Below are 25,835 nucleotides of genomic sequence, written 5' to 3' on the forward strand. Positions count from 1 at the left end.
CCAGATGCTCGCCGAGGTGACCTCGATCCTCGAACACGAACTCGTCGAGGAGATCAGCGACATCCGCCAGGCGGTCGACCGCCTGCTGAGCGCGGTTCCGTTGGACGACAAGTGGTTCGGCATCAGCCTGGAGTTCACCGCGTACGCGGTGCGCAAGCCGGAGTTGCGCCAGATCATGGTCGCCAGGGAGCAGGACATCGCCGACGCGTTGCTGCCGATGATCGAGGTCATGCTCGCGCGTGCCGGTCGGCAGGTGACCGATCGCGACGCGCTCGGGCGGGCCATCGCCGCGATCCACGACGGCACGATGACCCAATGCGTGATGGAACCCGACAACCCGGCGAATCGGGAACGTCGCACCGATCTCTTTCTGCGCGTGGTTCTTTCGTTCTCGACCGAGATCGAGTCGGCTGATCCGCCACCGCGCCGCGACTGACGGGCGCGGTGGCGGCAGCCCGGCTCAGAACGCGCGGCAGGAGCGAATGTCGAAGGCCAGGATGGCCTTGGCGCCGAGCTCGGCGAGCTGGTCCATCACCTCGTTGCCCTGCTTGCGCGGCACCATCGCGCGGATCGCGACCCAGTTGTCGTCGGCCAGCGGGGAGATCGTCGGCGACTCCAGGCCCGGCGTGATCGCCACCGCCTGCTGCAGCAGCTCCTTCGGGCAGTCGTAGTCCAGCATGATGTACTGCTGGCCGAACACGACGCCCTGGATGCGCGCGATGAGTTGGTTGCGGGTCCGCTCGTGCTGATCGGAGCCGGTGCGTTCGATCAGCACGCCCTCCGAATCACACAGCGATTCGCCGAAGGCCACCAGATTGTGCTGGCGCAGGGTGCGCCCGGAGCCGACCACATCGGCGATCGCGTCGGCGACGCCGAGCTGAATGGAGATCTCGACCGCACCGTCCAGGCGAATCACCTCCGCCTCGATGCCGCGGCGCTGCAAATCGCTGAGCACCAGGTTCGGGTAGGAGGTGGCGATGCGCTTGTCGTAGAGGTCGTCGACCTTCCAGTCCTGCCCGGCCGGGGCGGCATAGCGGAAGGTGGAGCGGCCGAAGCCGAGACCGAGACGCTCGCTCACCGGCGCACCGGAATCGAGCGCGAGATCGCGGCCGGTGATGCCGAGGTCGAGCTCACCGGACCCGACGTAGATGGCGATGTCCTTGGGCCGCAGGAAGAAGAACTCGACCTGGTTGGCCGGATCGAGGACGGTCAGATCGCGGGCGTCGGTGCGCTTGCGATAGCCCGCCTCGGCCAGGATGGAGGTGGCGGCTTCGGACAGGGCGCCTTTGTTGGGAACTGCGACGCGCAGCATGGGGTGGTTCCTTTCACGAGGAGAAACTGCGGAGTAAGACGGCCGTCACAGATGCCGGTACACGTCTTCGAGCTTCAGCCCACGACCCACCATCAGCACCTGAACCCAGTACAGCAGCTGCGAGATCTCCTCGGCGAGCGCCTCGTCGCTCTCGTGCTCGGCGGCCAGCCAAATCTCGCCGGCCTCCTCGAGCACCTTCTTACCCTGGAAATGCACGCCGGCGTCCAGCGCGGCCACGGTTCCTGACCCCTCGGGGCGGGTCACCGCACGATCCTGCAGCTCAGCGAACAGGGTTTCGAAGTTCTTCACGATGAACCATTGTTTCAGACCGGTGTGCGGGACCGTTGCTCCGGCCCGATCGGGGGCGCGGCGGCCCCTCGGCCGCCCGCCGCGGCGGGAGCATGATGGTGCCATGCCTTTCCGCACAGCGTTGACCGAATTGTTCTCATTGCGTCATCCGATTGCGTTGGCCCCCATGGGTGGTGTGGCCGGTGGTGCGCTCGCCGCCGCCGTGTCGAACGCCGGTGGGCTCGGTTTCCTCGGCGCAGGCGGCGGCGATCGCGAGTGGCTGACGCCGCAGTTGTCGATCCTCTCGGCGACCGCGCGGGCCCCGTGGGGCGTCGGATTCCTGTCCTGGGCGGTGGAACTCGAGACGGTCGAATGGGTGCTCGACAGGTACCGGCCGAGCGCGATTCTGCTGTCGTTCGGCGACCCGAGCCCCTTCGTCGAGGCGGTCCGCACCGCCGGAGCAACCCTCATGGTTCAGGTCACCGACCTCGAGGAAGCGCGCAGGGCAGTCGACGTCGGCGCGGAGGTGATCGTCGCGCAGGGCGGCGAGGCAGGCGGTCACGGCGGCGGCGGCCGGTCGACCATGACGATGGTGCCCGCGGTGGCCGATCTCGCGCCGACGACGCCGGTGCTTGCGGCGGGCGGCATCGCCGACGGGCGTGGGCTGGCGGCCGCGATCACGCTCGGTGCGGCGGGCGCGCTGATCGGCACCCGATTCCAGGCGACGCACGAGGCGCTGGTCGCGCCCGAGGAAGCGAAGGCGATCGTCGCCGCCAGCGGCGACGACACCACCCGCAACCGGGTGTACGACATCGCACGGCACTCCCCGTGGCCGGCCCGCTACACCGCACGCATGCTGCGCAATTCGTTCTTCGATCGCTGGCACGATCGCGAAGACGATCTGCGCGCCGACACTGCGGCCCAACAGCGCTTCATGGCCGAGGTCGAACACGGCGACCCGGCGGCGCTCCCGGTCTGGGCAGGCGAGGGCGTCGATTTCATCACCACGATCGACAACGCCGCCGACCTCGTCACCCGCATCATCGCCGAGGCCGACAGCGCCCTGGCCCGCGCCAGCCTGCAACGCCACATCGAAGGCTGAGCCGTTTAGGAGAGCAGCGCCTCCAGGTCGGCGACTGCCGTGCGGAGGTGCACCGCGAACTCGTGCATCTGGTCGGCGACCGTGGTCGGGGTGGCGAGGTAGAGGTTCCAGCGGTCCGGGAGCAGGACGTAGGCGACGCCGATGCAGGTCGGACTGGTCGAGCCGAAACCGAAGTAGCGGATGTTGACCGACGGCGCCGAGCTGGTGCTCAGGTAGTCGTCGCGCATGATCAGCCAGCCTGGGCTATCGTACAGCGGAATCGGTTCGGTGACACCGAGTTCCGCGCCCCGGCGGCGCTGGATCCACTGCAGCTCCCACAGGTGCTGCTCGGGTGCGTCACCCGCTTGGCACTGCTTGGCCCGGCTGACGTGCGCGGTGGCCGCGCCGCGTGCGGCGGCGAGCTTGGTCTCCTGATCGACCGACGGATCCTGCATCGCGTCGACGAAGGCCACCATCTCCGGGGTGACCACCCGCATCGCCTCGGTGCGCCCGTTGCGGTACTGACGGGTGGCGATGGATTCGTAGGTGGCGCCGGTGATTCCCTTGCTGCGCCGGTGGGCCAGCTGATAACTCAACTGCGCGAACGCATCCGGTGAGATGCCGAGCTGCTTGGCGCGGCCGGTCCCGAAGTCGGCGAAAGACACTGTCTGCGTGGCATTGTCGGCGGCATACCTGGCGAAATCCGCACCGGCGGCGGCAATGTCGTCGCGCTGGGCGGCATCGAGGAAGAAGTCGATCAGCTCGACCGCAGGCAGCCCCTGGGCCTGTGCTCCGGAGCGTGCGGCGTGCTCGGCCGCGGGCGTCTCGAGCAGCGTATCCACGAAGGACAGGATGGTGGTGCCGTCCAGCCCGCAGTGCTCGACGTTGATGCCGGCCTGACCGTCCTCGAAGACGATGAACGACACCGACTTGTCGAACCAGCGGTTGCCGCTGTCGCCGTGCAGCAGCTGATCACACGCGTGCTGTTCGTCGCGCGGCGCGAAATCCTCCAGACAGACACAGAACAGCGCGGTCTCGATCGTGTCGAGCGCGGCCGCGTTGACCGGATCGGCGAGCAGCTCCTGCCGGTTGGCCGCCCATTCGGCGCGCGCCTTGGTGGTGAGATGTCCCACCGCGGAATCGGTTCGGTTCGTGCGCGCACCGGCCTTCAGCACCTCGCGCAGCCCGCAGGTGAGATCGTCGAGGGAGTACGGCGCGCCATCGGGACCGAGCACATCCATCCGGAAGATGCTGCCGCGGAAGAACACCACGACGTGCCGGGCTTGCGACGGCCCCGGCCATTCGTCGGTGTAAGGCACCCGGACCCCGTCCTGCGGGTCGCCGGGAATGCGGGTCTCCGAGAACAGGTACTTGTTCTGCCACATCGAGAGCTGCTGCCCACGCTGGGTCACCGGCGGAATCGCCTCGACGTCCAGCGCCAGCTTGTAATCCACTGCCGCCGAGATGATTCCGGCCGCGCGATCCACCTGCGTCGCCCCCGTGGACGCGGCAAGCGGGGTGTCGTCGCGGAAGAGGAAGAAGAAGTTGGCGTTCAACGCGATCCGGTCCCGCCTGCCCAGATAGCGCGACGGCCAGAACTGGTCGAGCCAGCTGCCGACCCCCGGGGTTGCGTCGTATTCGGCCAGCGCCGCGTGCAGTGTGCGGCCAGGCCCGTCCGCGCGCAGCAGGTCGGCGACCGCCGCCTCGGTCTCGGCGAGTTGTTCGGCGCTGAGCAGCGGCGCGCACCACTCTAGAAACCGGTCGCAGCTGGCCTCCAGCGTCGGCAGCGGCACCCGGGGCAGGTGGTCTTCAGCGGCGAAGGTGCGTTCGGTCAATGCTGATCCTCGGTGTCGGCGTGCGGCTTCGGCAACGGTCGGGAGAGATAGAGACCAGCGTAGAGCCAGCCTTCGGTTTCCCGATCGGTTGTGTCTATTCCATTGGCGGACAGGGTGTTCAGCACCTGGGTCTGCTCGGCGGCGGAGGCGAACCTGCGCTGTTCGAACAGTCCTGGCGCCCGTTCGGTGCGGTAGCCGAGCGCAGCGAGTTCCGCGGCGATCGGCATGAAGTCGAACATGCGCAGCACGAAGTGTGCCATCCACGGCCGCCGCCGCGGGTGTGCGGTGGCGACCCGAGCCAGGGTCTTCTCGGTGACATAGCCGACGCAGCCGGTGGAGATGACGATGTCGGCGGAGGCGAGGATAGCGCGCTGCTCGTCGGTCGGTTCACCGGACTCGAGATCGGCGTGCACCGTGTCGTGCAGCAGCCCGGTTTCCCGTGCGTAGGCGAGCGCGGGCGCGGAGGCGTCCATGCCGAGGAAGCGCACGTCGGGCAGCGTGTCCCTGGTGCCGAGGAGCGCACGGTCGGCGGCGACGAGCGCCGTCCGGTCGTCCTTCGCCGTGCTGTAGTGCTCGGCGAGTTCGGACATGGTGGCGTCCAACCGCAGCAACGCCGCGTTGACGCCGTAGGAGCAGCCGAGGTCGAGCACCGTCGGGGTGTCGACCCGCGCCGAGGCGCGGTATTCCCGAATCTGTTGCTGGAAGACCGGTTTCGCCAGCTCCGGGATCCGGTAGTCGAGGTCGGACATTCTGGCGTAGTAGTCGCGCGGATCGGGACGGTCGTAGATGTCGTCGAAGGAGGCTTTCCCGGTCGTGTGTAACGGCACTGCCACAGTCGTTCCTCTCGGGTCGAGCGGTGTTCCCGATCGCAGGATCCGATCGGGCCGTTCGGCTCAGTCGAGCAAACGGTCGCCGCGGACAACGTCGGCCGCGGCGGCCAGATGGTCGGGTAGTACGCGGCCGAAGAGTTGCCTCGTGCGTTCGACCGTGCCGATGACGCCGGGCCGGTCGGTGTAGGCGAAGATCGCCGAATGCCGTTGGGTGGCACCGTCGACGGGCGACACCCGGTGCAGCGAGTAGCGGCCGCGGAACAGTTGCAGGTCACCGGGGCGCAGGTCGAGCCGCTGGATCAGGCGTTCGCCGCTGCCGGTGAGCACCGCGCCGACATCGTCGAGGTTCTCCGCGTGCGGCGTGCGAATGTTGGGGCAGTACTCGAAGATTCCGCCCGTCTCCGCGGGCTGGGTGAGCATGCTGACGGTGAATTCGTTGGTGTCGAAATGCCACGGGTGCGACATGCCCGGCGCAACGACGTTGAGGCAGAGCCCGGCCAGCGGGTCGGCGAATTCGTGCAGTTCGGACAGTCCGAAGCAGTCGGCGACGAAGCGCTGGAAGCGTTCGTCGACATAGAGCTGGTGGATCAGCGCGTCACCGGGGATGCGGTCGCGCGGCACGAACGCGTTGCCGCGCTCCAGCACGATCCGACCGGGATGATCCTCGGGCAGTTCGGTATCCAGCGGGATGTTGTAGGCGTTGACCCGCTCGACCTCGTAGTAGGCGTGCGGCGCCATCGCTTCGCCCTGCGCCCGCAGCGTTTCGGTCAGTTCCGGCCGGATGAAACCACGCAACACGGTGCAGCCGACCGCGGCCAACTCCGTGCCGGCCAGGTCCACCGCGGCGCGCCTGCCGGAGTCGTCCGGATCCGCGAGGGGATACCGTGCGGTATCAACGATCTCGTCGAGGACACCCAAGGCTGCCATGGCGACATTCTGGTAGAGCACGTTGCCGACACGCCCGAGATTCGCCGAGATTGCCGGTGATCACGATCACACCCGCCAGCTGCACGCACTCCCATTGCGGCACAGTAACTCTCAGTAGACGCGGTCGGGAGTGTCGGCCGGTGTCGCTCAGTCGCGTTGTGTCAGTGCATGTTCCAGGTCTGCAACGGTCAACCCGATCAGCGAATCACGGAAGGTCCGTCCTGGCCCGGCGGGCACCGGCATCTCGCACGGAATCACGATCACCGCGCAGCCTGCGGCGTGCGCAGCACGGGTGCCGGTCGGCGAATCCTCCACGGCCACACAGGCCCGCGGATCGACGCCGAGCAGCTCGGCGGCCCGCAGGTACACATCCGGCGCCGGCTTGCCTTGTGCCACTTCGTCACCGCACACCGACACGTCGAAGAAGTCGCGGCCCAACGTGTCGAGTCCGAATTCGGCGAGCGACCGCTTGGTATTGGTAACGAGCGCCGACTTCAGCCCCGCCGCCTGCACCAACCCCAGCGCATCCTTCGCGCCGGGCCGCCACGGGATGGATCCGGCCATCAGCTCGGTCACCCGGTACTCGATGAACTCCGCCGCGGCGCGCAGCGCCTCGGGCGTCGGCTCGACGCCGATCCCGGCGAACAGCATCCGCAGCGAGTCCGGCCCGGACGCACCGATGAACGTGTGCCGGATCTCGGCGGTCAGCACACGGTCGTGCCTGGCGGCGAGCTCGCGCATCGCGATATCCCAGAGCTTCTCCGAATCCAGGAGCGTGCCGTCCATATCCCACAAAACAGCAGCTGGTCGTGCGGTCACGCGTCTCCTCGTTCGATTACCGATCAGGCCGTAGCCACGATAACCGCCGAGCCAGGTGCACCACCGTGGCCAGTTGTGCAGATGTGGCCCTGCTTACGTTCCCGATGCGGTGATCAACATCCGGCCGTTCTCCGAGGCGACCTGGAACCAGCGGGTCTCGTTCACCGTCTCGCCGGACTTCTTCACATAGGTGAGCGACGCGACCGCGCGATTGTCCCCGTTCGGGGTCACCGAGCGGACGGTGATCGAATTGATCGTGCCCCACCAGCGGACGTACTCGTTGTAGCCGCCCGCCTGGCCCTGATAGGCAGGCGAAAGCTGGGACCATGCGGCACTCGGATTGCCGGGGAGCATGCCGTAGTAACCCGAGACGAACTGGGAAACCTTCTCCGGCGTCGGCGGGCCGAAGGGGGTCGCGCTGACGGTCGGCGGCGGAGTCGTCGGGGGCGCGGACGAAGGCGGTGCCGATGAGGGCGGTGTGGACGGCGCGGATGACGGCGCGGGCGTCGGGCTCGGTGTCGGCTGGCCAGGCGCGGAGGTCGCGGCGGGTGCCGCAGGCTCCTGCGGGGCCGAGGTGCCCGCATCGGCCGAGGCAGGCGGCCCCACCACCGAGGAAGGCACCGAGGCCTGCGGCGTCGGCGCGGTGTCACCGCCCTTGCGGTTGTTGTTGACCAGCACGGCGACGAGTCCGATCATCACGAGCACCGCGACGAACGCGGACGTCGCGACGACGATGGCCCGGTTGCGGTCCTCACCGAGCGTGCGCTGCGTTCCGGTCGCACCGGCGCGCTGCGTTCCGCCGCCGGCCATGGTCGGTGCCTCAGCGGAGAACGCCGGGATCGACGGTTGTGCGGAAATGCTTTTGGTGGCAGCGGGTTTCGACAGGATCGAGGTCGGCACCACCGTTGTCGCGTCGCCTGCATTCGTCGCGTCGGCGCCGGGTTGCGGGAGCACGGTCGTCGCGTTGTCGGCGCCGGGCGCAGGCAACGCCTTGGTCAGCGAGGGTGCGCCCATCGCCGGATTCCGGCCCTCCGCAACAGCTTCCAGCGCCTTCTGCGCTTCCCGCATGGACGGGCGGGCGTCGATGGTCGGCGCGAGCAGCCGCATCAGCACCGGCGCGAGCGCACCAGCGCCCTTCGGCTCCGGTATCTCACCTCGCGCGACAGCATGCAGCAGGGCGAGCGGATTGTCGCCCTCACCGAACGGCGGCAACCCTTCGACGGCGGCGTACAGCGTTGAGCCCAAAGCGAATACGTCGGAGGCCGGTTCCGGATTCTCACCGCGCGCCACCTCGGGCGCCAGATAGGCGGGCGTGCCTGCGAGGAATCCGGTTGCGGTGACGGTGACATCGCCGACGGCGCGGGAGATGCCGAAGTCGGTGATCTTCACGGTCCCGTCGTCACCGACGAGCAGGTTCGCCGGCTTCACATCGCGGTGCATGATGCCCGCGTCGTGCGCGGCGGCCAACGCGCCCGCGGCCTGCGCACCGATCTTGGCGACCTCCGCCGGGGCGAGGGTGCGCTTGCCGGACAGTTTGGCCGCGAGACTCGGCGCGTCCATGTATTCCATGACCAGCCACGGCTGGCCGTCTTCCTCGGCGACATCGAAGACCGTGATCGCGTTCGGGTGATGCAGTCGCGCCGCGATGCGTCCCTCGCGCATGGCGCGCAGCTTCGCCTCCAACGCCGCCGACCGCGACAATCCGGGCGCGAGGATCAGTTGCTTCACCGCGACGGTGCGCCGCAATCGGACATCCGTCCCGCGCCACACAACGCCCATTGCACCTGTGCCGATCGGATCCGTGAGTCGATAGCGTCCCGCGATCAATCGGTCCGAGGTCATGATGTTGTGCCTTCCTGCTTACGCGCCGAGCTGGTCTTGCAGTGACGCGCGACACCGGGAGGTCCCGAAATCGCTACGCGCCGAAGTACTTTGCACCGTAAGCAGCGATGGCGACGCATCCGCCGACTGCTCCGGATGCAGTTGCAACGCTTCCGACAATGACATACCCACCCGACCCACATCCACCTCACCAATTTCGCCTACGCGATAGCCCAGGTCAGCGACCCGCCACGCCGAAGTGCGAAATCCGCTCGGCGCGTCGCAATTTACCCGAATCACATCATATGAGCAGGTAAGGAAGGCCCTGGCCCGACGCGAACATTGTTCCGCGCCAACGTGAACACCGTCACAGCGGAACGACTGATCGCATAACTCCCCCCGAAATGTCCGGGGTAGCCCACTGTCAGACGTTGAAGTACTTCGCCTCCGGATGCAGCAAGACGAACGCGTCGGTGGACTGCTCCGGGTGCAACTGCAGTTCCTCGGACAGCACGACGCCGATCCGGTCCGCCTCGAGCAGATCGACCAGTTTGGCACGATCGTCCAGATCCGGGCAGGCGCCGTAACCGAAGGAGTAGCGGGCGCCCCGATAGCCGAGCTTGAAGTAGTCGAGCACGTCGGTCGGGTCGGAATCGGCGACCGCGTGACCGTCCAAGGTCAGTTCCTCGCGGACACGCCGATGCCAGTACTCGGCAAGCGCTTCGGTGAGCTGCACGCCGATGCCGTGTACCTCGAGATAGTCGCGATAGTTGTCGCCCGCGAAAAGCTCGTTCGCGAAGTCGGCGATCGGCTGACCCATGGTGACCAGCTGGAACGGCAGCACGTCCACCTGGCCGGTCTCCTGCGCCCGCTCGCGGGAACGGATGAAGTCGGCGATGCAGAGGAAACGGTCGCGCTGCTGGCGCGGGAAGGTGAACCGATACCGTTCGGCCGCACCAGGATCGGGCTCGCTGAGCACGATCACGTCGTCGCCCTCGGACACCGCGGGGAAGTAGCCGTAGACCACCGCCGCGTGCTGCAGCACGTTCTCGGTGCTCAACCGATCGAGCCAGGCGCGCAGCCGCGGCTTGCCCTCGGTCTCCACCAGCTCCTCGTAGCTCGGGCCCTCACCGCCGCGCTGGCCGCGCAGCCCCCACTGCCCGAGGAACAGCGCCCGCTCGTCGAGCAGCCCCGAATACTCGTGCAGTGCCAGGCCTTTCACCACCCTGGTGCCCCAGAACGGCGGCACCGGCACCGGAACGTCGGCGGCGACATCGGAACGCGCGGGCACCTCGATCGGCACCTCCACCGCCTTGCGCTGCTCGGCGATCCGCTTGGACCGCTCGTGGCGCGCCTTGCGTTCGGCCGCCTTCTCCCGCTCGGCGATGGCCTCCGGGCTGTCCGGATCCGGTCCGCCGCCCCGCTTGCGGGTCATGATGTCGTCCATCAACCGCAGGCCCTCGAAGGCGTCGCGCGCGTAATGCACATCGCCCTCGTACACCTCGGTGAGATCGTTCTCGACATACCCGCGGGTCAGCGCCGCGCCGCCGAGCAGAACCGGGAACTGTTCGGCGACACCCTTGGAGTTGAGCTCCTGCAGGTTCTCCTTCATGACGACGGTCGACTTCACCAGCAACCCGGACATGCCGATGACATCGGCCTTCTTGTCAACGGCCGCATCGAGAATGGTCGCGATCGGCTGCTTGATGCCGAGGTTCACCACCTCGTACCCGTTGTTGGACAGGATGATGTCGACCAGGTTCTTGCCGATGTCGTGCACGTCGCCCTTGACGGTGGCCAGCACGATGCGGCCCTTGCCGCTGTCGTCGGTGGCCTCCATATGCGGTTCCAGGTAGGCGACGGCGGACTTCATCACCTCGGCCGACTGCAACACGAACGGCAGCTGCATCTGCCCGGAGCCGAACAGCTCACCGACGGTCTTCATGCCGGACAGCAGCGTCTCGTTGATGATCTGCAGCGGCGGCACCTGGCCCATCGCCTCGTCGAGGTCGGCCTCCATGCCCGCCTTCTCGCCGTCGACGATGCGCCGCGCCAGCCGCTCGAACAGCGGCAAGGCCGCCAATTCCTCGGCACGCGAGGCACGCGACGAGGACGTCGAGACGCCCTCGAACAGGCTCATCAGCTTCTGCAGCGGGTCGTAATCCTCGCCGCGGCGGTCGTACACCAGATCCAGTGCCGTCTCCCGCTGTTCGTCGGGGATGCGGGCCATCGGCAGGATCTTCGACGCGTGCACGATCGCGGAATCCAGTCCGGCCTGGACACATTCGTGCATGAACACCGAGTTCAGCACCTGGCGCGCGGCCGGGTTCAAACCGAAGGAGATATTGGACAGGCCGAGCGTGGTCTGCACCTCGGGATGCCGCTGCTTGAGCAGCCGGATCGCCTCGATGGTCTCGATGCCGTCCTTGCGCGACTCCTCCTGACCCGTGCCGAGGGTGAAGGTCAAGGTGTCGATGATGATGTCGCTCTCGAGCACACCCCAGTTGCCGGTGATATCGGCGATGAGCCGCTCGGCGATCTCCACCTTCTTGAGGGCCGTGCGGGCCTGGCCCTCCTCATCGATCGTCAGCGCAACGACCGCGGCGCCGTGCTCGGCGACCAGCTTCATCGTCTGCTGGAACCGGGATTCCGGGCCGTCGCCGTCCTCGTAGTTCACCGAGTTGACCGCGCAGCGCCCGCCGAGGTGCTCCAAACCGGCCTGCAACACCGGGGTTTCGGTGGAGTCGAGCATGATCGGCAGCGTCGAGGAGGTCGCCAGGCGCGAGGCGAGGGCCTCCATGTCCTTGGTGCCGTCGCGGCCGACGTAGTCGACGCACAGGTCGAGCATGTGCGCGCCGTCGCGAGTCTGGTCCTTGGCGATGTCGAGGCACTTCTGCCAATCCTCGGCCAGCATCGCGTCGCGGAAGGCCTTGGAGCCGTTGGCATTCGTGCGCTCGCCGATCATCATGATCGAGGCGTCCTGCTCGAACGGCACCGCCGTGTACATGCTGGACACGCTCGGCTCGTGGGACGGCGTGCGGCGCTGCTCGATCGGCGGCAGCGTCGGCTCGATCTCGCGCACCGCCTCGGTCACCTGCCGGATGTGCTCGGGCGTCGTGCCGCAGCAGCCACCGACCAGTGCGAGCCCGAACTCAGTGACGAAGCCGCGCAGCGCGATCGCCAGCTCCTCCGGTGTCAGCGGGTACTCGGCGCCGTTCGCACCGAGCACCGGCAGTCCCGCGTTCGGCATCACCGACACCGGAATCTGGGCGTGCCTGGACAGATGGCGCAGGTGCTCGCTCATTTCGGCAGGACCGGTCGCGCAGTTCAACCCGATCATGTCGATGCCGAGCGGTTCCAGCGCGGTGAGCGCGGCGCCGATCTCACTGCCGACCAGCATGGTGCCGGTGGTCTCCACGGTGACGTGCGTGATGATCGGAATGCGACGGCCAATCAGCCGCATCGCGGCCTGGCTTCCGGTCACCGCCGCCTTGACCTGCAGCAAGTCCTGGCAGGTTTCGATGAGGATGGCGTCGGCGCCGCCCTCGAGCATGCCGAGCGCCGACTCGGTGTAGGCATCGCGCAGCAAGGTATAAGGAGCATGGCCGAGGGTTGGCAGCTTGGTGCCGGGGCCCATCGAGCCGAGCACATAGCGCGGAGTCCCGTCCGCGGACGGGCCCATCTCGTCGGCTACCTCGCGAGCCAGCCGGGTGCCGCGCTCGGACAAATCGCGAATGCGGTCCGAAATGTCGTAATCGGCGAGGTTCGGCAGGTTGCAGCCGAAGGTGTTGGTTTCCACCGCGTCCGCACCGGCCTCGAAGTACGCGCGATGAATATGGCGCAGCACATCCGGCCTGGTGTCGTTGAGGATTTCGTTGCAGCCCTCGAGACCGCGGAAGTCGTCGAGCGTCAGGTCCGCCGCTTGCAACATCGTGCCCATCGCACCGTCGCCGATCACGACACGACGGCGCAACGTGTCGAGTAGCGTGGTGTCGAACTCGGCGGGGGTGGACGCAGACATGAGATCAAGCGTAATGGTCGGGTAGGACACTGCTGCTCGCCGCGTCGCGTGTGCACGGACACACCCCTACTGGAACGCGGTCGTCGAACACGCCGGGCCCGGCCACGGCATACGACACGCCAGTTCGTCTCACACATTAGGCTGACCGAGTGAACCCCAGTGAAACTCCCGATCCGGAACTGCCGACATTGCGGGAACCGGTGCTGGTCGCGGCCTTCGAGGGCTGGAACGACGCAGGCGACGCCGCAAGTGGCGCCGTAGAGCATCTGGAATTGATCTGGGACGCCGAGCCGCTAGCCGAACTCGACTCCGAGGACTACTACGACTATCAGGTCAACCGGCCGACGGTCCGGCAGGTTGACGGCGTGACCAGGGAAATCCAGTGGCCATCCACCATGCTCTCGGTGTGCTCGCCGCCGGGAAGTGAGCGCGACATCGTGCTGCTGCGCGGCATCGAACCCAACATGCGCTGGCGCAGCTTCTGCGAGGACCTGCTGGAGTTCATCGAACAACTCGGGGTGCGGACCGTCGTCATCCTCGGCGCCCTGCTCGCCGATACCCCGCACACTCGTCCCGTTCCGGTCACCGGCTCCGCATATAGCAAGGAAGCGGCCGAACGCTTCAACCTCGAGCAGACCCGATACGAAGGACCCACCGGCATCACCGGTGTGCTGCAGGACCAGTGCGTGAAAGCGGGTGTGCCCGCAGTGTCGTTCTGGGCCGCCGTGCCGCATTACGTGTCCCAACCACCGAACCCGAAAGCCACCATCGCACTCCTGCACCGAGTCGAGGACGTGCTCGACATCGAGGTGCCCCTCGGCGAACTACCCAAACAAGCCGAAGACTGGGAGACCGCGGTCAACGAAATGACCGCGGGCGACGACGAAGTCAGCGAGTACGTGCGCTCGCTGGAAGAACGCGGCGACGCCGCAGTCGACGTCAACGAAGCCATGGCCAAGATCGACGGCGACGCGATCGCCGCAGAGTTCGAAAAGTACCTGCGCAGGCGCGGCCCAGGCAGCTTCGGACTCTGAACTCGTTGCCCCGCAGTTCCATCCGGTTCCGGAGGGGCGGTAGTCGATCGACGACAGTCGAATGGTCGCCGACCACCATCGACGGTAGTCATATGGTTGCACCACGCCCTGCGACACGCACCATTTGACTACCGTCGATTTCTTTCAGGATCTTTGAACCAGACCACAGCCAGACGACCCGCCCGGAACGCGACAATGCACACCTGGCAGCGGGGCCATCTGACTGTGGCGACCTTCCGAGAGCCTCCAAGATCAAAGCTGCCGAATGGTTTTGTCCACCAAGCGATTGAGAGCCGTAGCCCCGTCGGCGATCCCGCCATGTGGGACCCAAGGGGCGGTTTCGTGCCGAGGGGGTACTGGTGCAGGTGACTTCTCGGGCGATGCCTACACCAGTACCCCGTGATCAATTGACCAACTCCAGACGGGGTGTCGAGTGCCGAATGGTTGCGGTGGATGCTGTATACGGCCCGTTTGATCGGCACCCTGAACGGTCGAATTGGTTGCGGAGGCATTGCTGCTCACTGGACCGCCTCTGCTGGCAAACACATTGCTGCGCAACAAGGTCTGGCCCGGCTGCGAGTGCAGTTCTTGACGAGGAGACGGCCTGTGGTGACAGCGCAGGTCGATCAGACCCGACCAGTTGGCTTGCGCACCGAGGCCTTTCGGTACACCGTGATGCCTGTTGCCGCGCAGCGAAAGGGAATCCGGCGACGACCGTCCGCCGTGCCGACCAGTTGGCTTGCGCGACCAGCAATTTCAGCACGCCGCGGATAGAGTCCGCATCGGCAGCCGTTGGCACCGCGAATCGTACGCAGCAACTCCTCGCGAGCGCCCACCCCGGTTGCGGTGTGCCGCGATAATTCAGCCCGCCCGATCGGGAACGCCTACGTGATGCCCCGTTCGATGGTGGTTCCTCGGACCGCCACGATAGCCGTCGCCGCGGCGCAGACGCGATCCAGCGGCGCATGACGACTATCGCCGCGGCGACCACGCGCTGCAGTGAGCGTCGGCCGTGCTGTCCAGTCGGGTTGCCTGCCCAGCGAGCACACCCAGCAACGACCGTCGGCGGTGCCGACCAGTTGGCAAGCGAATACGGCTATTTCGTCTGGCCGTAATGACTGTTGCCGCAGCGCAGCCGGACTCACGGCTACCGTCAGCCATACCGGCCAGTTGGCTCGCGTGCCCGGCCATTTCGGCGCCGGTCCAGTGGTACTGAAGACCTGCCTCGATGGCATTGCCGCAGCGAACACGCCGACAGGGAGCGCTGGCCATGCCGACCAGTTGGCTTGCGTGCCCGGCAATTTCGGCGTTCCGACGGGACGCCGTTGCCGCGGCGAGGACACGCCGGCAACGGCTGCTCGTGGGCGCCTGCCTTGTTCGCTTGTGTACCTCGCTGTTTCGGCTCGCCCGATCGGGAACGCCTGGGTGATTGCCCGGCTGCTCCTGCTGATCCGGCGGCGCGAGGGACTGTCGTGGGTGCTGCGGCGGTGGCGGCCTGCAGCTCGTTGTTCGGTTATCTCCTGCGGTTGCAGGTGTTTCCGCCGGTTGGGCACCACCATGTTGCGGTGGGGCTCGCCTCGCTGCTGGCCGGTGTGGCCGCGTCGAGGGGCTGGCGGGTGCGCGGCGGCGGTCGGATCCGAGGCCGGGTGGTGCCCGGCGCGCGTGAACCTGCGTCGTTGCGCGAAGTCTTCGAACGATCAGTGTCGAAGAGTCAGCTCTCGATGGTCCAGACCTGTGCCGCGGCCTCGTGCGCCAACTTCGCGAGCAGGATGTCGCGCGGGATGGTCTGGCCGGCAAGGTGATCGAGCGACGGAACCACCACGTGGTGCGCGTCTGCTCGCTTGAGCTCCTGGGTCAGCTCGACGAATGCCGTGCCGTCACCGGAAGTCGATTCATGGAACGTTGCGGCGAAGCAGAGCCCCTCTTCGCGGGCGAGGGTGCTCATCGCATCCTCTAGCTCTTCGCTATGGCCATCGGCCAAATCGTCACGCAAGTATCCATAGATCAACGCTTCCACCCGAACCTCCGTTGGATTGGGTACCGCTGTTCTCTTCTGTGGATCACCCCATTGTGGGGTACTGCGCCTTGCAAGGACAGATGCAATTGCATCTGGCTCGAGCGAGTCGTTCTCCTCAGGATCATCTCATTGTGGGGCACTCAACCTTGCAAGAACAGATGCAATTGCATCTGGCTGAAGCTCGATGGGTCCGGCAAACTTTCCGCTCCCATGTCCAGCATGCACAACGCCAAACTGCGAATGCAGATGTCAACCCACTGACATCCATATGCCCTATCTCGGCCACCGGGCGTTAACTGGTGCGATACTAACGACGTGGCCGCTGGAGACGATCGACCCGTCTGGGCTGTCAGGATGCGCTCCGAACGCGATGCGCGGGGGTGGTCACAAGCAGACGCCGTCCGCGTGATGCGCGCCAAGTCATCCCACAACCTGCCGACAGACAGTACACTGCTGCGTAACTGGCGCCGCTGGGAATCGGGCGAGTCGCGGCCGGATGATTTCTACGCCCCTATCATCGCCGCCGCCTTCGACACCGTGACGGCGGCGTTCTTCCCCAAAGCCAGGCCGAATCGGGACGACGAAGTGCTCTCGGCAACCGGCATGGACACACTCGAATTCATCGGCAGGCTCCGCATGTCGGACGTCTCCCCCGCCACCCTCGACGCCATCCGCATCACCGCAGAACGGCTGTGTTGCGAGTACTCCTATGCTGATCCGCACGAGCTGCACGCCGAGGGCACTGGCTGGTTGCGGCGGATCACCTCGCTACTGGACGGCCGCCTTACTCTGGCACAGCATCGCGACATTCTCGTGCTCGCAGGCTGGGTTGCGTTGCTAGTCGGTTGCGTTGACTACGATCTCGGCCGCCGCACCGCCGCGGAGGCGACCCGGCGCGCGGCCTATTCGCTGGGCCAGGAGGCCGAGAACGCCGAAATCACCGGCTGGAGTGCGGAAATGGCCGCTTGGTTCGCACTGACCCAGGGCAACAACCGCGGCGCGATCGACGCGGTCGATCAGGCGCTGGAAGCTAGCCAGCACCTCGGAGTCGGCGTCCAACTCGCAGCGCAGCGGGCCAAGGCATGGGCCAGGCTCGGCGACCGCCAGGAGGTCGAGGCGGCCCTCGGCGAGGGTCGAGCAATTTTGGAGCGACTCGACCATCCGATCAACCTGGACAACCACTTCGTCGTCGACCCACAGAAATTCGACTTCTACGCGATGGACTGCTGCCGGGTCGCTGGCGAGGATCGGCTCGCCGAGACCTACGCCAACGAGGTCATCCGCAACTCGACACGCGCAGACGGCACGGTGCGCAACCCGATGCGCGTGTCGGAGGCGCACCTGACCCTCGCGGTGGTCGCGGTGCGCAACCGCGATCTGGAACTCGCGGTCGACGAAGGGCTGCGCGCGTTCGCGGGCAAGCGCCGTTCGCTGCCCTCGTTGATGTGGATCGCGGGCGAGGCCGCGCGCGAAATCATCGCCCGCTACCCGGGTGATCCGCGCACGCGCGTGTATTTCGATCAGCTGCGCGCACTCTCGAGCGAGTGACCAGTACCCACCCCTGCCAACACCTTCGGCGGCTGGCACGCTATCCCCACTCACCCCGCCGACTCCACGGCCGACCGCCTGCCTGCCCTCACCCACGTCTCGCTGACTCCTCGGCTGCGATCCCCTGCGCTCACCCACGGCGGACTTCGTCGGCTGCCACCACGTCTGACACGGCCTGTTTTCAACAGCGGCACAGCCCGATTCAACGGCGAACATCCGGCAAACAGGACACGGCCACGCCGAACCGCCCCGTTCGCGTTGTCGGCGACCAGCCCGCTACTACCCTGTTCCCGGTGACCGACTCCGCCGACGACCCCGCGAGCGCCGACGCCGTCCTGTGGGACGACCGGCTGCGGCTGTTCTCCTTCGCCACCGCCGAACGCCGCGCCGACTATCTGTGGGTGCTGCGCGCCTTCGACAGCGCGCGGGCGGCATACGTGGTGCTGCTGCACGCCGACGATGTGGCGGAGTGGATCGAACGCAACGGACACAACCTGCGGACGCCAGACCTGGTCGACGTGTCCGCACCTGCCTCTGACGTCGAGAGCCAGCAACCGATTGAGGACAACTCGGACACTTTCTCGTCCGAAAAATCGCAGCAGGATGCGGGGCCGGCCAGCGCGGCCGCCTGGTCGACCGAACGCGGCGCCCGCCCGAACGCGCCGCGGCTCACCGCCGCCGAGATCGGCCCGCTACTCGATCAACTGCACCAATGGGGTGTCCTGGAGCGCAGTTACGACGGCACCCGCGCCGCCACCCTGGCCGAATACCGCAACCGGCACTTCGTCTACCAGTTCTCGCAGGCCGGGTTCCAGGCCTTCCGCGCGGTGGCGGGCGTGCTCAACGCCAGGCTCGACGAGGCCTCGCTGTCGCGGCTGGTGCTGCCGGAGCTGCTCGCCGATCTGCACACCCTGGCCGCGGCCAATCGCGACGGCGACGCCGAACGCGTCTACCGCACGCTGCGCCGCCTCGACGCCGCCTTGACCGACATGGCGGCGCGGGCGGCACACTTCTATCTCTCGCTCGGCGATCTGGTGCGGACCACCGAGATCACCCCCGAATCGTTTCTGGCGCACAAGGACGCGCTGCTCGCGCACATGCGCGAGTTCAGCCTCGACCTGGCCCGATTCACCCCGCGGCTGGCCGGCGCGATCGCCGAGATCGAGGAGACCGGCGTCCAGGAGTTGATCGAGCGCGCCGCAGGCTGCGACGAGCGAGTGCTGCTGAGTTTCGCTGAGCGCCAAGCAGATTGGCATGCCCGCTGGGACGGGCTGCGCACCTGGTTCGTCCCGACCGGCACCGGTGAGCATGCCGGAACCACCGAGGCGGAGCGGCTGCGCGAGGCCACCATGAGCGCGATCGCCGCGGTGCTTTCGCTGCTGCGGCGGGTCACCGAGACGCGCCGCGGCGGGGTGAGCAGAGAGTCGGCGCTGCGGCATCTGGCGGGCTGGTTCACCGCCGCGCCGTCCGCGGACAGCGCACACGCGCTGTTCGACGTGGTGTTCGGCCTCGGCAGACCGCGGCACCTGGCGATGGAGCACCCCGACGCGGACGTCATCCCGGCGCTGCGATCCTGGTGGGAGGCACCACCTTTGGAGATCTCCCGCACGCTGGCCGAGACCGGAAGGCCGCCATCGGCCGGTGCGCCCGCCCGAATCCATCGCAACGACGCGGGAATTCGACGACTGCGCGAGGCCCAGCTGGACGCGCAGCGCGCCCGCGCCGACGCCGCCAAGTCCCTGGCCGCCGCCGACGTGCATGAGCGCGTGCTCGACGATCGGGAGACCGAGGTGCTGCTGCGCCTGCTCGACGCGGCATCCACCGCGTGGGTTCCGGTGAGCGGCAGGGTCGCTGGCACCACGGGCTCCGACAGCGGTGTCACGCTCACCGTCTCCGAGCACGACGGTTCGACGGTAGTCCGCACCGCCCACGGGCTGCTACACCTGAACAACCGCAGGCTCGAAGTGCGCGAGACGACCAGGACCCGACCGCGTGGCACACCGTCTCGCGTAGACGCGCCCCGGACGGCAAGAGGATCCGGACCGAAGGACGCTCCACACTCGGGCGCCACCCGAACAGCTCAGGGGTCCGGACCAGATTCGGCCGCTCGCACGGACACTGACCGCCGAACGGCGAAGCGGCCCAAGACAGATACGGCGTTGCGAACAGCGCAGGCATCTGAGGCCGACCCTGCCGCTGGGCTGGAGAGCGCGCCACAGGGAGCGGCCCTCGCCGATAGCGAGGAGCGCGAATGATGCACGGGCGCAAGATTGATTCGCTCGCGCTGGACAACTACCAGCGTGCGGCGCGGGTCATCCTCGCGAATCACCTTGTCACCAGGACCTATCCGGATCGGATCGCGCTGCCGCTGATCCGCCGCTGGGCCACCGAGTTGCGCGAGGACCTCGCCGAGCTGTTCGGCTATCGGCTGGAGGTCACCGAGACCACTGCCAGGGTGTTCCCGATCATCGATCGGCTGGATGCGGGCAAGCCGGCGCGGACGCCCGCCGATCGCCTCTTCGATCGACGGCGCTACGCCTATCTCGCGCTGTCTCTGGCCGCGCTCGGCCGGGCGGGCGATCAGACCACCCTGTCGGAGTTGGCCGATCAGGTCGCCGCATACGCGGGCCGGGTGGAGGGATTGGAGCTGTCCACCGATCGCGCGGCGGACCGGGACGCGTTCGTCGACGCGGTCGGCTGGCTGACCCATCGCGGCGCGCTCACCCTCGCCGACGGCGACGCGGGCGGCTGGGCCAGCGATCCCGAGGCAGGCGAGGCGCTCTACGACATCGACCGCCCGGTGGTGTTCGCGCTGTTCCGACCGCCGCGGGCATTGCAGCACCTGCACAGCGTGCGCGGGCTGCTCGCCGAAGAAGGTTCGGCCGCAACGACTCCCACCTCGACCGCCGCCGATCTGGCCCGCCGGGTCCGACGGAACCTGGTCGAACGGCCTGTCGTCTACCTCGAGGACCTCGCGCCCTCGGAACGGCCGCTGCTCGGCCAGGACCGGATCATCGCCGACGTCGAACTGTTCACCGGCCTGCGTGCCGAGCGCCGCGCCGAGGGGGTCGCGCTGATCGACACGTCGGGGCGGCTGTCCGACATCAGGTTTCCGAGCACCGGCACCCTGGCGCAGGTCGGGCTGCTGCTGGCGGGCGAGATCGCCGACCGCGTGCTCGACCTCGACAATCCGCTGGCACAGCGGCCGAGCGTGGCCGATTCGGGTGAGGCGCTCGCGGCGCACCTGGACAGCGCGATCCCGGAATCGACAGTCTTCGCCCCGCTCGCGGATCTCCGCCTGCTCGATGACGCACTGACATCGGATGATTCGCCGGTCGATGCGGATGCGGACGAGGAAGAACCGCTCGAGGTGACCTACCCGCTCATCGAAACGACTTGGGTGCGCGAGACCGTGCAGGCGCTCGCCGATCGGTACGGCGCCACCTTCGCCGCGCAGTGGCAAGCGGACGTGCCTGGCCTGACCACCGAAGTGGTTGCGCTGCTGGAACGCCTGCGCCTCGTCCATACGGTCGAGGACGGTCTGCTTGTGCTGCCAGCCCTTGCGCGGTATCGCGGCGCTGTCGTCACGGTACGGGCCAAGCGCACCGAGGAACTGTTCGTCACCGCGGCCGACACCTACGGGTCCGACCGCACCGGCACGGAAGGGAACTGAGTCGATGTCGCTCATTCATGGCGGAGTGCGGTTCATCCCGACCCGCGCCGGAATCGTCAACCTGTGGGACTACCGCGACCAGGAGTTCTGCTTCGGCGACGGCCGATTGGTGCTGCGCGGCCCCAACGGGTCGGGCAAGACCAAGGCGCTCGAGGTGCTGTTCCCGTTCGTGCTCGACGGGCGGATCGAGCCGCGCAGGCTCAATCCGTTCGCGGGTGAAGAGCGCACCATGAAGTCGAACCTGTTGTACCGCAAGCAGGAATCGGCCTACTCCTATGTCTGGATGGAGTTCGCGCGCGGCCGGTGGGACGATCCGGAGGCGGTCACCGTCGGCATCGGCATGCGCGCCACCCGTTCCTCGGACAAGGTGACCCGCTGGTACTTCGTCGCCGACGGCCGGGTCGGCGTCGACTTCTCGCTGATCGGCCCGGACGACCGGCCGTTCACCCGCAAGCAGCTGGCCGAGCAGATCGGCACCGACGCCATCATGGACCGGCCAGTGGAATACCGGAATGCCATCGACGCCAGGATGTTCGGGCTCGGCACGCAACGCTACGACCAGCTGATCAACCTGATCCTCACGCTGCGCCGCCCGCAGCTGGCGAAAAACCTGGACCCACGCGGACTTTCCCAGGCGCTCACCGACGGTCTGCGCCCGCTCGACGAGCAGCTGATTCTGGATGCGGCCCGCTCGTTCAGCGATATGGAGGAGGTCGGCCGCACGTTGGAGGGCCTGGTGCACGCGGACAGCGCCACCAGGGCCTTCGTCGACGTCTACCGCAAATACCTTGCGGTGCAGGCAAAAACGGATGTCGACCAGTTGCGGACCCGACTCGACGCGGTCACCCATGCCAGCACCGCACTGTTCGCCGCGACCGCGCTGCGCGAGCGTCGGGAGGCCGAGCGCGCCACCGCCGAGGCCCGCGCCGAGGACGCCGACCGCGCCTATGAGCAGGCACTCGGCGACCGGGAGAACCTCCAGCGCTCCAGCGCTTACGAGGGCAAACAGCAACTCGACGACCTCGCCGACGCGGTCCGCAGGCTGGAGACGTCGGCGGGCGTGCACGGCGACAAGTCACTCAAGGCCCGCCAGACCCTCGATCAACGGGCCCAGGAGGCCGAGCGGGCACGCACTGCGGTCCGCACAGCCTCAGCCGCGCTGTCCCGTGGCGAGGACGAATTACGTTCCGCCGCCGAGGAAGCCGGGATTTCCTGGACGCCGCTGGCCGAGGCCGCGCGCGCCGAGCAACTCACCACCGCGGTGCGTAGTCACGCCGAGGAACGCGATGCCGACGTGCGCGCGGTCCGCAAGGCACTCGGGCTCATGGAGACCGCGGCCGCCGAACGCACCAGGGCCGAGCGGCTCGCCGAACGCGCCCGCGAGCTGAGTGAGGCGGCCGCCGCCGAGGTGGCGCACGCGGAGGCCGCTGTCGTGCTGGCCCGCACCGAAGCCGCTGGCGCACTGCGTGGTTGGTGGGACGAGCACCGCGACGTCTACTCCCCCATCCGGGACGGCCTGTTCGAAGCGCTGGATACCGCACTCGCCCAGGCGGGTTCGGAGGAGGCGACGATCGCGGAAGTGCTCGCCGAGCGCACCGAGTCGCTGCTCGACGATATCCGCAACGAGCGCCAGGAAGCCCGCGGCCGGGCGGCGACGGCAACGGCGCACATCGCCGAGCTGACCGCCGAACGCGACCGCGTGGCCGCCCAGAGCGACGACGCACCACCGGCTTTCGCCGCACGAACCAGGACGACAGACGAGCGCCCCGGCGCGCCGCTGTGGCGGCTGGTCCGCTTCGCCGACGACGTGACACCGCAAGCGGCGGCGGGCATCGAGGCGGCGTTGCAGGCCGCCGATCTGCTCGACGGCTGGATCTGCGCCGAGGTGCCGTCGAAGTACGACTCCGACCAGTTCCTCGTCCCGCTCCCCGCCAAGGAGCGCCCGAAGGGCAGGACCCTCGCCGATGTCCTTGTCGTCGAGGAGGATTCGGACGCGCTTACGGTGCCGAAACAGGCCGTCGCCGACGTACTCGCGTCCATCGCCCTGCACGAGGGTAAGGGCGCGCTGCCCGCCGGGATCGCGGTGGGCACCGCGGGCGGCTTCCGGCAGGGCATCCAGGTGGGCAAGCATCAGAAGGCCGACGCCGAGTTCATCGGCGCCACCGCGCGGGCCCGCCGCCGCGAGCTCAGGCTCACCGAACTCGCCGCCGCCCTCGAGGCGGCCGCGGAAGCACAGCGGGGCGCACAGGACCAAGAGGCCGAAGCCACCGCGGAACTGGCCCGAATCTCGGCCGCCGCCAAGGCATTGCCGCGGACCACCGCGGTCACCTCGGCATTGCGCGCCGTCTCGGAGACGGCGGGCATGATGCGGTCGCGCTCCGAGGCCGCCACCCAGGCCGAGCGCGACCTCGACCAGGCTGTCGGCGAGGTCACCGCGGTCGAGAAGAAGCTCAGGGCCGCCGCGACGAAGCACCGCACCCCACGCGAGCCCCGCGAGCTCGACGCATTGGCCGCCGCCATCCGGCATTTCGAGAACACCGGCACCGGACTGCTCCGCCTGCGCACCGAGCACGAGCGGGAACGCGAACGGGAAAGGGAGGGCGAGGATCGGTACGCCGAGGCCAAGGATCTGGCCGAGGCGTTCGCCGAGGAGGCCGAGGCCGCCGCCACCGGCTACCAGGAGCAGCTGCGCAAGCTCGAAACCCTGCGCGAGGCACTGGGAGCGGGCGCTGCCGACATCGATCAGGAACTCGAGCGGGCCCGCACGAAGATCGAGGCGACCAAGGCCGAGCAGAAGGCGGCACGCAAGGCCGCCAACGAGGCGATCGAGGCCATCGGCGACGCGGAGGCCGCCTACCGCACCGCGCACGAATCCTTGGGCACCGCACTCACCGAGGTGCTCGCCGACGTGAAAGCCCTTGCCCCGTATGCCCGCCCGGACCTGCTCCGGCTGCTCGGCGCGCCTGCTGACGGCCGCTGGCCAAGCAGCGACGCCGCCTGGTCGACGCCAGAACAACTGCTGTACCGGATCGCAAGCGCGGGTCCGGAGGTGGCGCCGCAGGTGCTGCCCGAGGAGGTCGCCGAGCTCTTCGAAAGTCTCAGCACCGCAACGGCGTCGGTGCGCGCCAGTGAGGCGACCCGCAAGTCGACCCGCAGCGCGGTGACGGCGGCACTACAGGAGTTCGATGCCGCGCTCGCCGGCTCCGGCCGCGACTACCGCCTGCAGTGGGACGCCGCCGACGGACTCACCGTGGTGCAGGTGCAGGACGACGACGGGATGTCGGCACTCGCCGACTTCGCCACCCGCATCGACGGTGCGCGCAAGGATCAAGAACTCCTGCTCACCGACGCGGAGCGCCGCATCCTGGAGGACGCGCTGCTGACCGGGCTCGCCCAGCAGATCTACGAACGCACCAGCGACGCCCGCGATCTCATCGCCAGGATGGGCGCGGAGATGAAGCAGCGGCGGATGTCCTCCGGCAACACCATCGGCGTGCACTGGGTGCTGGCGGACACGCTCTCCGACGCGGCCCGCGCGATGTGCAAACTGCTCGACCGGGACGCGTCGGCACTCGGCGCGGACGAACTCGCCACCATCCGCGCGCATTTCGCGGCCGAGATCAGGGCGGCGCGGGCCGCGCACCCGGAACGCTCCTATCCCGAGATCCTCGCGGCCACCTTGGATTACCGCACCTGGCGGGTGTTCTCGTTCACCCTCATCTCCGCCGACGGCAGCGAGGACAAGCTCACCGTCGCCAGGCACAGCGCGCTCTCCGGCGGCGAGCAGTCGGTGTCGCTGCACCTGCCGCTCTTCGCGGCCGCGCACGTGATGCTGGATTCGGCGGACCCGCAGGCACCACGCCTGCTCGCCCTGGACGAGGCTTTCGCAGGCGTCGACGACAACGGCCGCAGCGAACTGCTCGGCCTCAGCGTGCAATTCGACCTCGACCTGTTCATGACCGGCTACGACCTGTGGATCACCTACGCGCACGTGCCAGGCTGCGCGCACTACGATCTCGCGCACGCCGCCGCCGAAAACACCGTCAGCGCAACCCTGCTGGTGTGGGACAGCGGCGACCTGCTCGCCGAACACGACGGCACCGACTTGACCGCAGCCCTCGGCTCCCCCAACCGCCGCCGCGTCCCAACCACCATCGAAGGCGGTATCGAACTCACCCGGGTCGGCTGATCCCGCCCCTCGCCCCCGCAGCAGACCTGCGAATCCGCACCGGTTCTGTAGATCCGCACCCCTTCAGTCGATCCGCACTCGTTCGGGGCCCCAGAACCGGTGCGGATCCACGGAGGGGGTGCATATAACGGTGTACTCGCGCGCAGAGGACGTCCTCCCGGAGTTGGTCAATTGATCACGAGGTACTGGTGTAGGCATCGCCCGAGAAGCCACCTGCACCATTACCCCCTCGGCACGAAACCACCCCCTGGATCCCACATACCGGGATCGCGGGTACTTCTGAGACCAGCGAACACAGCCAGCCCGCCCAAACCCCGAAATCCGCACCCCTTCTGGGGATCCCACACAGGTTCCATACGGTTCACAGAGCCCAGAGCCCAGAGCCTCTGCGAACCGTATGGAAGGTTTGCGGGATCCCGGTGCGCCCGCGAGAAGCGGCG

General features: G+C 67.8%; 16 protein-coding genes. 7 read left to right on the forward strand and 9 right to left on the reverse strand.

Features of this window, described 5'->3' with window-relative positions:
* The first annotated feature begins 4 nt into the window (after window positions 1–4).
* Window positions 5–436, forward strand: a complete 432-nt coding sequence (locus NA11_RS15700; RefSeq protein ID WP_069162622.1) for a TetR family transcriptional regulator C-terminal domain-containing protein — start codon at window positions 5–7, stop codon at window positions 434–436.
* A 24-nt stretch (window positions 437–460) separates the two neighbouring features.
* Here the strand turns inward: NA11_RS15700 and hisG are convergent, their stop codons facing one another.
* Together hisG and NA11_RS15710 are read right to left on the reverse strand one after the other, a co-directional pair.
* The gene (gene hisG / locus NA11_RS15705) at window positions 461–1,312 is read right to left on the reverse strand and encodes an ATP phosphoribosyltransferase (protein ID WP_069162623.1); all 852 of its coding nucleotides are present in this window, start codon (window positions 1,310–1,312) and stop codon (window positions 461–463) included.
* A 45-nt stretch (window positions 1,313–1,357) separates the two neighbouring features.
* Window positions 1,358–1,639, reverse strand: a complete 282-nt coding sequence (locus NA11_RS15710) for a phosphoribosyl-ATP diphosphatase (protein ID WP_501193643.1) — start codon at window positions 1,637–1,639, stop codon at window positions 1,358–1,360.
* Between the two features lie 85 nt (window positions 1,640–1,724).
* On the opposite strand from NA11_RS15710, the gene NA11_RS15715 reads away from it, so the two are divergent.
* The gene (locus tag NA11_RS15715; RefSeq protein WP_069162625.1) at window positions 1,725–2,702 is read left to right on the forward strand and encodes an NAD(P)H-dependent flavin oxidoreductase; all 978 of its coding nucleotides are present in this window, start codon (window positions 1,725–1,727) and stop codon (window positions 2,700–2,702) included.
* A gap of 5 nt (window positions 2,703–2,707) precedes the next feature.
* Here NA11_RS15715 and NA11_RS15720 read toward each other — a convergent pair whose 3' ends face one another.
* The 6 genes from NA11_RS15720 to metH all read right to left on the reverse strand — a co-directional run bounded on the left by NA11_RS15720 (window position 2,708) and on the right by metH (window position 12,934).
* On the reverse strand, window positions 2,708–4,516 hold the full coding sequence (locus NA11_RS15720; RefSeq protein ID WP_069162626.1) for a choline/carnitine O-acyltransferase: 1,809 nt from the start codon (window positions 4,514–4,516) through the stop codon (window positions 2,708–2,710).
* Window positions 4,513–5,349 carry a class I SAM-dependent methyltransferase gene (locus NA11_RS15725; RefSeq protein WP_069162627.1) on the reverse strand — a complete coding sequence of 279 codons (837 nt, stop codon included), beginning with the start codon at window positions 5,347–5,349 and terminating at the stop codon, window positions 4,513–4,515. The genes NA11_RS15720 and NA11_RS15725 overlap by 4 nt, the downstream gene beginning before the upstream one ends.
* A 60-nt stretch (window positions 5,350–5,409) precedes the next feature.
* Complete coding sequence (locus tag NA11_RS15730; protein WP_069162649.1) at window positions 5,410–6,273, reverse strand: HalD/BesD family halogenase; 864 nt, start codon at window positions 6,271–6,273, stop codon at window positions 5,410–5,412.
* 147 nt (window positions 6,274–6,420) lie between these two features.
* The gene (locus tag NA11_RS15735) at window positions 6,421–7,092 is read right to left on the reverse strand and encodes an HAD family hydrolase (protein WP_245745898.1); all 672 of its coding nucleotides are present in this window, start codon (window positions 7,090–7,092) and stop codon (window positions 6,421–6,423) included.
* Between the two features lie 93 nt (window positions 7,093–7,185).
* Window positions 7,186–8,934, reverse strand: coding sequence for a serine/threonine-protein kinase (locus NA11_RS15740; protein ID WP_069162629.1), 1,749 nt, complete (start codon window positions 8,932–8,934; stop codon window positions 7,186–7,188).
* A 403-nt stretch (window positions 8,935–9,337) separates the two neighbouring features.
* Window positions 9,338–12,934, reverse strand: coding sequence for a methionine synthase (gene metH / locus NA11_RS15745; RefSeq protein ID WP_069162630.1), 3,597 nt, complete (start codon window positions 12,932–12,934; stop codon window positions 9,338–9,340).
* 149 nt (window positions 12,935–13,083) lie between these two features.
* On the opposite strand from metH, the gene NA11_RS15750 reads away from it, so the two are divergent.
* Window positions 13,084–13,968 (forward strand): PAC2 family protein, encoded by an 885-nt coding sequence (locus tag NA11_RS15750; RefSeq protein WP_069162631.1) that lies wholly within the window; start codon window positions 13,084–13,086, stop codon window positions 13,966–13,968.
* A gap of 1,711 nt (window positions 13,969–15,679) precedes the next feature.
* Here the strand turns inward: NA11_RS15750 and NA11_RS15755 are convergent.
* The gene (locus NA11_RS15755; protein WP_069162632.1) at window positions 15,680–15,985 is read right to left on the reverse strand and encodes a hypothetical protein; all 306 of its coding nucleotides are present in this window, start codon (window positions 15,983–15,985) and stop codon (window positions 15,680–15,682) included.
* A 408-nt stretch (window positions 15,986–16,393) separates the two neighbouring features.
* Here NA11_RS15755 and NA11_RS15760 point away from each other — a divergent pair, with 408 nt between their 5' ends.
* The 4 genes from NA11_RS15760 to NA11_RS15775 all read left to right on the forward strand — a co-directional run bounded on the left by NA11_RS15760 (window position 16,394) and on the right by NA11_RS15775 (window position 25,395).
* A complete protein-coding gene (locus NA11_RS15760; protein ID WP_069162650.1) occupies window positions 16,394–17,533 on the forward strand; it encodes an NsdA family TPR-like regulatory protein in 1,140 nt (379 codons plus the stop codon).
* A 350-nt stretch (window positions 17,534–17,883) separates the two neighbouring features.
* Complete coding sequence (locus NA11_RS15765; protein ID WP_439957077.1) at window positions 17,884–19,788, forward strand: TIGR02677 family protein; 1,905 nt, start codon at window positions 17,884–17,886, stop codon at window positions 19,786–19,788.
* Window positions 19,788–21,206: a TIGR02678 family protein gene (locus tag NA11_RS15770; RefSeq protein ID WP_069162651.1), complete on the forward strand. Its 1,419-nt coding sequence runs from the start codon at window positions 19,788–19,790 to the stop codon at window positions 21,204–21,206. Before NA11_RS15765 ends, NA11_RS15770 begins: the two co-directional genes overlap by 1 nt.
* 4 nt (window positions 21,207–21,210) lie before the next feature.
* Complete coding sequence (locus tag NA11_RS15775; RefSeq protein ID WP_069162633.1) at window positions 21,211–25,395, forward strand: TIGR02680 family protein; 4,185 nt, start codon at window positions 21,211–21,213, stop codon at window positions 25,393–25,395.
* The last annotated feature ends 440 nt before the right edge of the window (window positions 25,396–25,835 follow it).

Source organism: Nocardia altamirensis NBRC 108246, assembly GCF_001612685.1.
Classification (GTDB): Bacteria; Actinomycetota; Actinomycetes; order Mycobacteriales; family Mycobacteriaceae; genus Nocardia; species Nocardia altamirensis.